Here is a 12,250-nt window from a genome sequence, read left to right as displayed (position 1 = left end):
TGGTTTGGAGAAATCATTAGTTATTTCGAGCGAAGGACAACTAATGGGGTGGTCGAGGGAATCAACAATAAACTTAAACTAATAAAACGGAGAGGCTATGGCTTTAGAAACTTTCGGAATTTTTGGGTTAGAAGTATGTTGTCTTGGCATCTTGTCTGTTGATTTAGCATAAAGGGTAACGAAGAGCCAGTAAATCTTGTAATTGATGGTAATCAGGATCAGCTACTGCTTGAATGAGAATATTTTTAATATTCTCGTCATCTCGCCAATTTTTTGAAGAATCGGATTTTTGAATATTCTGTTGATTAGATTTATTATAACGGTTCTCACACCTGTGTGGCACAGTTAAACCTTTGCTGATTAAACTTTTCAACATCGATAATGTACCTCGTGGGAACAGGAAAAGCTATAAATTGAGAAACAACTATCTCTAAGGGCTTTGTCGGTAAATTTTTTTCTGCTCAAGAAGTTGTTCTCTTAGATAAGTTTTGGCTCTTCTGGTTTCTGTGTGGAAACGAGGTCTATACTGATAGTTTCTTCGACAAAATAGTCCTAAAAGTGTTACCCGATAAGCATTTCACGATTCCATAAGCAAAAATTATCACACAAAGTCGAGAAGAGCCAAGTTTTTTCCAAAAGAATAAATTGCTCTTGCCATTCACTATCATTTAATATAGCAATTCTCTGACTTATGAGGTACAGTAGCAACAGTGAGTAAACCAATTGCGAATATCTTTTTGAGTAACTTCTAACATAGCCAATTCAATCCCTTCTATTAAGTCTTTGTAAGTTCTCGCCTTCAGTTTTCTTAACGTCGCTTTCACTTTTGACCAAAAGTTTTCAATAGGAGAGAATTCGGGAGAATAAGGAGGTAAATAGATGAGTCTAGCTTTTTCTTGTTCGATTATTTCTCTGACCATTTCTCCGAGATGAATCTTGGCGTTATCCATGATCAGACAGTCTCCTTCTTTAATTTTTTGCAGCACTTCCTTTAGAATAAATCCTTCAAATGTTACCGCATCCACTGCACCGTATATGTTGACTGATGCGACAACTTTTTCTAAGCTTATAGCACTAATTATTGAAATATTTCTCCCTCTTTTTTGTGGTTTTCTTCCCCGAGTTTTTCGGCCAATTAAGGCTCTAGCATAGAGTCTCAAAAGGGCTAAATTTACCCCCGATTCATCGATGAAAATTAGTTTTGATGCCTCAATTTCCCGAACTTCTGACCAGTATTCCACTCTTTTTTGCTGTACCCTGTCACTTTCTTTTTCCGCCGCGTGTAGTGTTTTTTTTTTGAAACTGTAATTGAGTTTTTGCGTAAGCCGCCCCAGGGTGGCTCTACTGACTTTCACCTGTGTCTTTTCATACAGTAAGTCCGATAATTCTTCGAGAGTTGCATCATTGTTAGCTTCGATGATTTCTATTAAAATTATCAGTTGTTCACTATTTAACTTGGTTGGCGGACTTCCCCCTTGCGGACGAGGACGGATATCTCCTGTTTCTTTATGTTGCTTCAATAACTTCTGAATAAAGCTTTTAGCCACGTCAAATCTCTGGGCTAGTCCTCGAATGGAAATTTTTTCTTTCTTCCAGACATCGATAATTTTTTGGCGAAAATCTACGGAATAGGGTCTCATAGGAAGCTGGTAAGTTCTATTATTTGTCTATTTGCTTTCCATTGTACCTCATAGCTCCAAGAATTGCTATAGATTATCCTGCGACTGGGAATAGAGAAATGCGTCTTTTAATCTTTATTCTTTCTCGTAAACCGTCACCATAAAATCGAGAAAAAACTCAGAAATTATTTCACAATCTTCTATCTCCAACATCTCAGGTTGAGGTTGAAAAATATTATCTACTAAATAGGGTTTGCTGAAAAAGTACGGGCGAAGCATTCGGTTAGAAAATCTACGGTTTCACCGATAGGTTATTGACCGAATGCTTCGCCCCTACAGGACGCGGGCTGATGAAGACGCAAGGTTTTGAACGACGATTCTCTCAAAATCTTGCACCTGTTTCGCGAGAAAAGCCACAAAACCCTTACCTTGCCTACATTTCACATTTATTCAGCAAGCCCTAAATATTTAATTTCTCCGACCGTTGCATAAAACTCCTGCTCCACCTTTATCACTTCTTCTATCAATAATTGAAAAAGAGCAAAATAGCTCTGTAGGTAGGTTTCAAAATTGATCGCATTTTGGGCAAGATCAGCAATTTCCTGACGCACTCGCTGGGATTTAAGTTGATAATGATTTAATTCTTCATAAATTTTGAGTTCTTGAATAATTGCCTGCACAATTTGCTTTTGTTTTTGAGTATCCTCCGCTAACTTTTTAGTTCCAAACTCTTCAGGATTTTTTAATTGTGCAATTTTATCTAGACTATCCAACCGACTAATCGCATTTTCAATCAGGGAACCATCACAGCGATCGCCTTCTTTCATTCGTCCGATTAACTTCTTCCCTTTATCCTTAATTTCCGTCAAACCGATAATATACAAAAGCTCATTATAAAAAGGCTTATTTAAAGTATTGCTATCATTAACAAAAGGTAACTTAAGTAAATGTTCTGGCGAAAGAATCTTGTAAATATCAAGCAAATCTAAATTTTCCAAATCTCGCAGATCAAAATGAGTAAATTTAATTTGCTCAATAACTTTAGTGATCGCTGGTTCGGCAATTTGTTGATAGAAAAAATCCGTTTTCGTACTACTCAGTCTCCCGGCTTCAAAATCGCAAAACTGGTTAACTAGAGCCTTATTAGCAAAAAATAACTCCTCAAAAATCTTGCCATCGAAAATAAACCACTCATAAATATTTGTCACGATCAAGTGTTTAATCTCAAGATTTTTATCCGTCACCCTTTCGCGGAGAAAATATAAAACTAACTGCTGAAAAGCCTTAGTGTTGAGATTATCCAGTCTTGGCATTTCTGCATTTATTGTCCGAGTAGGTTTCTTAGTCTCAAAAATGACCCCCACTGGACTTTTAACATCCTGGTTATTATGAATCACCAGATCAATGCGCTCTTTTGTATTGATAAAATAGCGATCAGTATAATAGGTATTTTTTAAAAAATCTATCAGCAAATTTTTATTAAACTCTTCCGACTTTTTGCTGTCACATTGCTCCAACAAGCGCGTCAAATTAGCTTGAAAAACCTGAATTGTTTCAGTATCAGGCTTGATTTTCAAGTACACCCGATTTAAGGCTTGTTTGAGTTCTCGCTTATTGATGATCATAAAAGTTTACCTCTAGGGAAACTACCGACTAATCTTATTATAGCATTGCCAAATGATCGGTTAAAATAAAAGAACAAAAGTTGCAATCGAGGTCAATCTGTCGAAGCAAGGAATTTCTAACAGCAATGGGGAAATAATCCCCCGTCACAGCGTAGCTTGACGGGGGGAGTATGTCACTGTTGTAATGCTTTTAAGAAGCGTCCCATAGTGGCAAATAAACCCGACTTTTTGGCTTTGTTAGCAGGATTAGAACCATCATTAGGAGTATTACTAGAAGCTTTCAGAATCAGATTTTCTAAAGCTTCGCCCATGGGTTTAGTGGACTGTTCGGAAATTAACTCGTAACCGTCTTCTTTTTCTAGCCAAACTTGCCACATGGAAGGATAGGAACGATACACGATCGCTGATTCCAAGGGACGAAAATAATAACAACTTTCTAGGATACTTAAAAATCTTTCTCGCAATTGTCGGGCTGCGTAACCGATACCCACCACCGATACATCTTCTAATTGAGGAATCAGAAGAACTACGGGGCGATCTTCGGCAAGGTAACAGAGTTTTTCTACGGAATTAATCTCCACCGAGGAGGGACAAACAACTAAAAAAGCTTCATCTTCGGGCTTAATTTTGTTTTCGACGGGAATAAAACGACTACCTAAATCTCCCAGTTGAAAAACTGTTTCTCCCCAATCCCGTCGAGCTAACATGGCGGCTCCAGTATCGGGAAAAATTACCCTTAAACCAGAACCATAACCGTCAAAAATAGAGGTAAAATCAAGGGCTAAAGCTTGCGCTTGTAGAGCAATTTCTGGGATAACTAATTCCACTTGTATGCGTCTAGCTCCCGATTCTAGAGCCAGTTGAGTGGCGGCTTTCGCTTGCAGGATCGTTTCTTCTAGGGAATTGGGTAGGGTCATTTCAGTTATCAGTTATCAGTTATCAGTTATCAGTTATCAGTGACTACCACTGGTCGTCGGTGGCTTAAAATCAGAAAGATTTTAATTTTTATAAAAGGTAGGGTTGATTCATGAATGAACCCTACGTCCTGTAGGGGCGAAGCATTCGGGCAATAACCTATCGGTGAAACCGTAGATTTTCTATCCGAATGCTTCGCCCGTACTTTTTGCCGCAAACCCTACTTAAGTTTAGATGAAGTATGACGAGATTTGGCATCATCCCCAGCATTAAGATAAATCCTATAAAATACCTTTAGTTTTTAAGAAGAAAGTCGGTAATCGGGGAAAAGGTGAGGAGAGAAAGCTTAGGAAAGCTGATAGGAGCCGTGACGTTGGGCATAATAACCGAGAATTGCCGTGACCAGAGGGCGATCGCTTTCCTGAAAAGTCTCGGTATAGTTAATTTCTAGACTACCGATCTGACTTTGGTGATAATCGAATTGTTGGAACTGCTGGGGGGTGAGATGGGTTTCCACACCTTGAACCTGTTGTAAATGGCTGGCTAATTCTCGATAGATAGCCAAGGGCATTTGGGGATAAATAATGGTTTGTTTTTGTTGAATAGCAATCGATCGCACGGGTTTTATTCTCCTGATTCGGAAATATTATAGCTGATCGAGGCTTGCGGTGCGGCGGCGGGTTCGGGGACACCATCCCCTAAACGACGGGTAATAGTTTGACCGTATTGTTCTAAGACAATAGAGGGGTTATCGGGATTAGTATTGATCGCTTTAACTAAAATTAAACCATTAGAGAGGGTAGAACCGGGGATAACTCGACGTTCCGTGGCTTCTCCGGGGGCTTTCACGATCGCCATAGGAGTGGTAGGCAACCGGAGAATGCCCGATACTTGCACTTCTTCCGCTTCCGTCGGTTGCGGTGGTGGTGGCGGCCCTTTCACTATCGGTGGTCTGGGGGTGGGAGGATTGCCCATTGGTGCGGGTGCGGTACCCACCGGAGTCCCAGCCGGGGGTTCTTCCGCCACTGTGATTGTAATATTTGGTTGTACGGGAAAGGGGGCAAAGGGATCCCTGCGACCGCGATTAATTTCTGCCCGTTTTTGGTCGGGATCGGTGGCGGGAATCAATCCAGGTATCCTGGGGGTGGCTGGTTCGGTAGCCGGTTGCCTAGTATTGCTAAAGGCGGGTGGTTGGGCAGCCGGGGGACTGGGAGAGGGGGTGGGGGTTTCTTGGGTAATCGGTGGGGATTGATTAGCTTGGTCAGAAGCTGGACATCCCACCAACAATAAAGCGACACTCCCCACCGATAGGATTAGCGGCAATTTTTTCATGGGGAAACAAAGACAAAATGGCCCGGTCGGACAGCCTTAGATAATAACATAACATTCGTTTCCCAGAAATCTAGGCTGATTACACGGGGAAAGTCAGGAACTTTGCCCCGTTAGTCCAGTTTTAATACTGACTACCAGATTTGCGATGACCGATGGCGGTGACACCGTTACCATCCAAAACTTGACCCCGCTCGACCGTGGCATAGACTAACCAGCGATCGCCGCAGAGTTGTCGCTCTTTGACCGTACACTCCAGATAGGCGAGACTTTCGCTTAAAATCAGACAGCCATTTTCCCCGACTTGGGTTTCTAATTCCGTAAAGACATCGCTGCCGGATTTGATGCAATTGGAAAAATGGCGGCGTAAATTGCGCCCTTCCTTGAGAATATTCAAGGTGAAGACGGTTCCGGAGTTAATTAGGCGATCGGCGGCTTGTTCGTCAGCAACGGCGATAATTAGCCCTGGGGGGTTAAAACTGGCTTGGGATACCCAAGAGGTCAGGAAACCAGCCTGATCCTCGCCCTGACGAGTGGTGAGAACAGAAAGGGAACCGACGATCCGACCAACGGCCTGGGCAGTGCGATCGATTTGTGTTTCGGTCATTCCCTGTTGGGGAACCCGCAATTTTTTGGTTTTTTTCAAGGTCTGGGCAAAAGTTTCTCCGGCTGAATAACCTGCTTGTAAACTGCTTTCTGTGGGGCTAAAACGCACGCGCAAAGACTCAAAACCGAGGCGATAATTGGCATCTTTGAGTTTAGTTTCAATTAAATCTACCGCTTCCCCACTCCAACCGTAGGAACCAAAAACCCCAGCTAATTTAGTTTTTGCTGCCGTGGAAAGAACGATTCCTAAAGCGGTTTGAATCTGGGTAGGAGCGTGACCAGCTAAGGTGGGAGAACCGATAATAAATCCATCACAATTTTCGATCGCTTGACTAATTTCGGCGGGGGTGGCAAACTCACAATTTATTGATTCTACGGCCAGATCATTTTCCAATAATCCTCGTTCGATCGAGCGGGCTAGGGTGGCAGTATTTCCGTAGGCAGAAGCATATAATAAAGCCACTTGTAGGGGTCGAGTTTTTTGTTCTTGACACCAATAGCGATAATCGTGGGCAAGACGACTAAGACTATAACGAATTATCGGACCGTGGGCAGGTGCATAATATTGGGCGGGAAATTCTTTAATTTTGTCGAGGGCTGTTTCTACTGTTTTAGATTGCACGGCATGGAGACAATCAAAATAATAACGACGATCTGCGTCTAATTCTTTCCAATTTTTATCCCAAATATCGTCACTGCACAGATGCACACTAAAGAATTTATCGCTGTATAAAATTTGGGTTTTTTGGTCAAAAGTGCAGATTCCATCAGGCCAGCGGGGGGTAGGGACATTAATAAAACTGAGTTGATGACCCTGCCCTAAATCAAGGATTTCATCGGTTCGTATGCCCAAAATTTGGGCATCAGGCAGGGCATTTTTCAGGGTATTGACGGCAGCTTTAGAACAGAGGATGGTGATTTGATGGGTTTCGGCTAATAATGCCTTTAAAGTGACGATACGGTTAGGATTAACGTGACTGAGAATTAGATAATCAAGACGATGTAAGGGGACATATTGACGAATTTCTTCTAAATAAATTTCGGTGAAGGATTCTCCGGGAGGATCGATTAAGGCGGTTTTATCGCCCCGGATAAGATAGGAATTCGCGGTGGTTCCCCGTTGACGAGCATATTCTATTTCAAATTTTAATCTGTCCCAAGTACGCGAGCGAAAAACCCAAGTTTGATCGGCAATTTCGGCGGTTTGAACATCGCGGGGGCGATTATTGATAGCAGTATTAGCAATTAAGGTAGTAGTGGTCATAGTTGTTAATTTGGTTATTAGTTGTACTGATAACTGATAACTGATAACTGATAACTGATTAAGTTTTGCTGTTTATTTCAGTTAAGTCTTTAACTAAATGTTGACGATAACGTTCAGAAACTTTTTGTTCGGGATCGATACCTTCAAAGGTGGGAGGAAGCCAAACTCTTAATACCATTAATGTGCCGAGAACTATTAGAAAAGCACAGGCGGCTAATACTTGTGTCCAATTAGTTTCTAGGACTCCTCTGACAATTAATTCTCGCAAAACCGAGACGATCGAAACTTCCACAGCAACACCGATAGAAACTCGTTTTTCTTGCAAATAAATAATTAACAATCGGAACAATTCTACTAGAATTAAGAGGAATAAAATATCGGCGGTAATAATCCGAAATTGAATCGGTGGCAGCAGCGACATAAACATTTCTCTCACTTCTAACACCATAAAGCTAAATAAACCAATACAGAGAGAAATGACAATTAAATCTTGAATCATTTCTAAGACTTGCACTACTCGCACCATCATTGGGGAAGGATTTTTAATTGGTTCGTACATTTTATTGCTCCTAAGATTGATAGAATTTGGTGTTAGGAAAGTGGGCAAGTAGGGTGATGGGAAGAATAAATAAAAATAATCTCCTGCCTCCTGATAACTGATAACTGATAACTGTTAACTGTTAACTGTTAATAATGGTTGCCAACTTTGCGATGATGGACAGCAGTTAAGGTATCTAAACGGGCAACTCGTCCGCTATTAACAGTACAATAAACTACCCAATGATCGCCGCAATCTAAACGACTGGTTACTTGACATTCTATGTAAGCCAAGGCATCGGCTAAAATTGGTGATCCATTGTTAGCAGTATAGGTTTTAATGCCTTCAAAACGATTGGCACCGGGAGAGAAACGCTTGAGGAAATGTTTCATTAATTTCTGGTAATTATCCTCAGCCAAAACATTTAAAACAAAGGTATCGCTAGGCTGTAAAAAGGATACCATTGCCCGATCTTTAGCCACTGCAATCGCCACACCTAAAGGATTTAAACTTGCTTGTGTCACCCAAGAGGCAATCATGGCACTAGATAAATCGGCTTTTTGGGAAGTAATTAGGTATAATCCGGTGCTAATACGTCCTAGAGCCTTTTCTAAGTCGTTATTAATCGATTTAATTTGTTTAATTGTTTTTTCTCGGCTTAACCATTGGCCGAGTTCGGTTCCTGCTTCATCGGCAATTAAATCGAGGGATTGATTGGTATTGTCTTTAACTAAAAGAGGAGGAAAAGCTTCGATCGCCCCGATTTCCTGTAATTTATTTCTTAAGGGGAAAATTGGTTCATCTTCCCCACCTCCTGACTCAAATAATCCTACCGCTTGTTTGCCATTAATTGAAGCAATAATCGTGCTTAAAATCGTCTGGTTAATCGGGGAAGATTGGGGAGGCATTCCGATGATAACTCCCTTAGATTGATTGATCAATTCTCTGACTTCGTGGGGATCAGCATTATTCATATCGACTAATTCTGTCACCACATCAGTTTTAGTCAAACCCTGACTAATCATAGTAGCTAAATGTTCGCTTTGTCCGTAATCTTGGGTAAAGAATACAGTCACTAAAGTATCAGCAGAAGTTTGTTCTTGACTCCAAGTTTGATAGCGTCCCACCCAATCAGAAATATGGTGTTTTAATAGGGGTCCGTGACCGGTGGCAATGAGATTAATCTCAAATTTCTCGATCCTTTTAATTGCCCCTAAAACCGAACGAGCATTCGGTCGCATCAGACAGTCATAATAGGTTTGAAAATCGCCTTCTAGCAGGTCTTTTTCTCGATCATAGGTTTGATCGTCACAAAAGTGCATTCCGAAGGCATCACAGGTAAAAAGGGTGGCAGTTTTAGCATCAAAAGTGAAGATAGTATCAGGCCAATGAAGATTAGGGGCCGCAACAAATTCTAAAACATGGCCATTACCTAAATCTAAAGTATCACCACTTTTAACTATTAACTGTTTAAAGGGTCTGTGTACCATGTTTTCGAGGAATTGCATGGCAACTTTTGCCCCCACCACGGTAACTTCTGGGACTAATTCTAAAACTTCTTTGACTAAACCACTGTGGTCGGGTTCGGTGTGACTGATAATTAAATAATCAAGATGATTGATGTTGATTAGTTTAGTTAATTCCTCCAGATAAAGGCGATCGAATTTGCGGTGAGATGTATCAATGAGAGCGGTTTTTTCCCCTTGAATAACAAAAGAGTTATAAGTGGTACCGTTTTCTAAACCAAATTCGATATCAAAGCGATCGCGGTCCCAATCCAAACAGCGCAGGGTAAAGGTATTTTCGGCGATTTCTTGGATTTGTGTGGTTAAACGGCTGGTTTTAGCCGGTTTTGGGGTGATTAAAGCAACCATAATTTCTATCTCCCACAGGATTTGATGCGGAACTGCATTTGCTTAATTCCTATGGTGACTTGCTTTCAGGGATTTGTAAAATACCAATTACTCAAGTCAATGATTAGTTAGATTTATATAACCTTTTCTCTATGGGTGCGGATATTAATTTGAGTGCTGGCCCTACCGAATCAAGACCTGAATGCTGATTGTGCATCCTATCCACCGGTTAGCTTAGTCCTCGGTTTTGAATACTGCACTTTTGCCTATTTGTCAAGCTTTTTACACAATTCTTAATATTTTCCTCGTTTTTGCTCTCTCGCTCTCTTGGGGTGTTTTGTTTTCGATGTCAGTCTATGGGTGAACCTGTAACCCTTAACACAAGTCCAGAAAAAGGGTTTCTTCAAGAAACCCTTTTTCTCTGTGTGGCTAGGTTAATTTATCAGTGTGAAATCAGCCGCTATCAGGGTAGGAACAGTCAACAAATTGGCAAATTCAGAGCCACTTCCTAAGCCAGCAGCACTACCATTTTGATTGTAGTAGATACTGCCACTACTGGTACTGTAAACGATAAAAGCACTGCTAGTGGCGACTAAATCATCGTCAGCGACGCTGGCAAATTCAGCCAGTTGACTGAAGCCATTGCCAATGACACTTTGTAAGGCGGTAAATATGGCTTTACTTAATACTATTTTATCGCTGCCGGGGGTGAAATCGCTGATGGCATCGATGCCTAAATTACTACTGTTGAAGATAAAATTATCGCTACCATTACCACCAGTGAGTAAATCATCACCAAAACCACCAATTAAACTATCGTTTCCGTCTTGACCGGTTAATTGATCGTTGCCACCACCACCAGTTAGAGTATTATTAAGGCTATTCCCGGTTAGTCGGTCATTACCGCTATCGCTAATAATATTTTCGATGGTGTTATTTGCCGAAAAAGTCAATTTTAGATTATTGGTGACGACGGTTTGGACAGTGGTAATCCCTAAGTTAACTCGTACTGCGGTATTTGTCCCAGTAAAGTCGAGGGTATCGATACCGCCGGTGGTAGTTTCTTGGATGGTATCGCTTCCTAATGGGGTTGAAGCATTGAAACAGTAAATATCGTTACCATTAGCACCAGCGAGGATATTGTTACCGCTATTTCCGGTAATTTTATTGTCACCAGCGTTACCTGTACCGTTAATATGATTACTGCCAATTAGTCTGAGGTTTTCGACATTATTGGGTAAGGTTCTAGTAAGTACCTAAGCAAAATTAATTACACATTTCGATCAAGCTTTTGCCTCTTGCCTATTGCCTCTTGCCTGTCTTCACTAGGAAATTTATTTTGCATGACTACTTAATGCTGCTTTGTAGGGTGTCAGTAATAATTACTTGTCCAATTGCTTCGTCGGGATTGATGGTAGCATTAACCGGATTTGACAGGGTTACGGTAAAGACTTCATCAGGTTCATTGAGATTATCATTAAGGATGGGAATGCTAATACTAGCGGTGGAAGTATTAGGTGCAATGGTGAGGGTTCCTGTCTGGCTAGTGTAATCTACATTAGCGGTAGCATCAATGGGTGCAGTGGTATAGTTGACAGTAATTTGTTGTGGATTGGGGTTATTGACAGTAACAGTGAGGATTGCATTACTATTTTGACCTTCCACCACGGTGATGTCGTTGATGGAGAGTTGGGAAAAGTCGTCATTATTAATTGTCCCCGTGGCTGCGTTAGGAGTACCTACGGTATAACCTGTCCCGGTCGCGAGGGTTAAAATAACAGTTTCGTTGGGTTCAACTGTAGTATCAGCAGTGGGGTCAACGATTACGGTAGCAGTGGATGAACCAGCAGCGAAAGTGACAGTATTGGTAGTCCCTGTACGAGTGTAGTCGGTATTAAGGGTAGCTGTCCCCCCGAGGGTGTAATTGACGGTTAAAGCATTGGTTGTTACACCAGAACGGGTGAAGGTATAAACCAGATTTGTTGTCCCGTCTTCTGTCACACTACTGGGAGAAACAGCAAGAGTGACACTGGTATCATCATTATTAATTGTTCCCGTAGCTGCGTTAGGAGTACCTACTGTATATCCTGTCCCGGTCGCGAGGGTTAAAGCGACGGTTTCATCGGGTTCAACTGTAGTATCAGCAGTGGGGTCAACTGTTACAGTCGCAGTGGATGAACCGGCTGCGAAGGTGACAGTATTGGTAGTCCCTGTACGAGTGTAGTCGGTATTAAGGGTAGCTGTCCCTCCGAGGGTGTAATTGACGGTTAAAGCATTGGTTGTTACACCAGAACGGGTGAAGGTATAAACCAGATTTGTTGTCCCGTCTTCTGTCACGCTACTGGGAGAAATAGAAAGAGTAACAGTTTGTGCATTAGTAAAGTCACTAACATCAAGAATCTGCAAGCCATAGCCTTCATCAGCTACGTAAGCGTAGTTACCGACTACTTGCACATCCCTAGCAGAGCCAGAAGTATCATAATTACCCTTAAGAGTAGGTG

Annotated in this window: 10 protein-coding genes and 1 pseudogene; 1 reads left to right on the top strand and 10 read right to left on the bottom strand. The window is 41.5% G+C overall.

What is annotated here, in order from left to right; all coding sequences use genetic code 11:
- Positions 1-162, top strand: a 162-nt coding sequence (locus tag O9323_RS11055) for a transposase (protein WP_193746259.1), incomplete at its 5' end; no start/stop codon positions are given.
- 527 nt (positions 163-689) lie between these two features.
- Here the strand turns inward: O9323_RS11055 and O9323_RS11050 are convergent.
- The 10 genes and pseudogenes from O9323_RS11050 to O9323_RS11005 all read right to left on the bottom strand — a co-directional run.
- Positions 690-1,640 (bottom strand): IS630-like element ISMae26 family transposase, encoded by a 951-nt coding sequence (locus tag O9323_RS11050; protein ID WP_149106567.1) that lies wholly within the window; start codon positions 1,638-1,640, stop codon positions 690-692.
- A 440-nt stretch (positions 1,641-2,080) separates the two neighbouring features.
- Positions 2,081-3,244 (bottom strand): annotated as a pseudogene (locus O9323_RS11045) (DUF7149 domain-containing protein); the annotation flags it as partial.
- 173 nt (positions 3,245-3,417) lie between these two features.
- The gene (locus tag O9323_RS11040; RefSeq protein WP_288125108.1) at positions 3,418-4,161 is read right to left on the bottom strand and encodes a DUF1995 family protein; all 744 of its coding nucleotides are present in this window, start codon (positions 4,159-4,161) and stop codon (positions 3,418-3,420) included.
- 344 nt (positions 4,162-4,505) lie between these two features.
- Positions 4,506-4,778: a hypothetical protein gene (locus O9323_RS11035; protein WP_002734486.1), complete on the bottom strand. Its 273-nt coding sequence runs from the start codon at positions 4,776-4,778 to the stop codon at positions 4,506-4,508.
- Between the two features lie 5 nt (positions 4,779-4,783).
- A complete protein-coding gene (locus O9323_RS11030; protein ID WP_149106566.1) occupies positions 4,784-5,491 on the bottom strand; it encodes a hypothetical protein in 708 nt (235 codons plus the stop codon).
- Between the two features lie 121 nt (positions 5,492-5,612).
- Positions 5,613-7,358, bottom strand: coding sequence for a diflavin flavoprotein (locus O9323_RS11025; protein ID WP_288125107.1), 1,746 nt, complete (start codon positions 7,356-7,358; stop codon positions 5,613-5,615).
- Between the two features lie 58 nt (positions 7,359-7,416).
- The gene (locus O9323_RS11020; RefSeq protein WP_103112477.1) at positions 7,417-7,917 is read right to left on the bottom strand and encodes a phosphate-starvation-inducible PsiE family protein; all 501 of its coding nucleotides are present in this window, start codon (positions 7,915-7,917) and stop codon (positions 7,417-7,419) included.
- Between the two features lie 128 nt (positions 7,918-8,045).
- On the bottom strand, positions 8,046-9,770 hold the full coding sequence (locus O9323_RS11015; protein ID WP_288125106.1) for a diflavin flavoprotein: 1,725 nt from the start codon (positions 9,768-9,770) through the stop codon (positions 8,046-8,048).
- Between the two features lie 413 nt (positions 9,771-10,183).
- The gene (locus O9323_RS11010) at positions 10,184-10,912 is read right to left on the bottom strand and encodes a M10 family metallopeptidase C-terminal domain-containing protein (RefSeq protein ID WP_288125109.1); all 729 of its coding nucleotides are present in this window, start codon (positions 10,910-10,912) and stop codon (positions 10,184-10,186) included.
- Positions 10,913-11,096: 184 nt separating this feature from the next.
- Positions 11,097-12,250, bottom strand: a 1,154-nt coding sequence (locus tag O9323_RS11005) for a Calx-beta domain-containing protein (RefSeq protein WP_288125105.1), incomplete at its 5' end; no start/stop codon positions are given.

This window comes from Microcystis sp. LE19-131.1A (genome assembly GCF_027532015.1).
Taxonomy (GTDB): Bacteria; Cyanobacteriota; Cyanobacteriia; order Cyanobacteriales; family Microcystaceae; genus Microcystis; species Microcystis ichthyoblabe_A.
This window is presented reverse-complemented; position numbering and strand designations above follow the sequence as displayed.

What these genes read in the sequence shown, in the direction of transcription:
- O9323_RS11050 (WP_149106567.1), bottom strand. Translation starts at nt 1,640, where the DNA reads ATGAGACCCTATTCCGTAGATTTTCGCCAAAAAATTATCGATGTCTGG.
- O9323_RS11025 (WP_288125107.1), bottom strand. Translation starts at nt 7,358, where the DNA reads ATGACCACTACTACCTTAATTGCTAATACTGCTATCAATAATCGCCCC.
- O9323_RS11040 (WP_288125108.1), bottom strand. Translation starts at nt 4,161, where the DNA reads ATGACCCTACCCAATTCCCTAGAAGAAACGATCCTGCAAGCGAAAGCC.
- O9323_RS11020 (WP_103112477.1), bottom strand. Translation starts at nt 7,917, where the DNA reads ATGTACGAACCAATTAAAAATCCTTCCCCAATGATGGTGCGAGTAGTG.
- O9323_RS11015 (WP_288125106.1), bottom strand. Translation starts at nt 9,770, where the DNA reads ATGGTTGCTTTAATCACCCCAAAACCGGCTAAAACCAGCCGTTTAACC.
- O9323_RS11030 (WP_149106566.1), bottom strand. Translation starts at nt 5,491, where the DNA reads ATGAAAAAATTGCCGCTAATCCTATCGGTGGGGAGTGTCGCTTTATTG.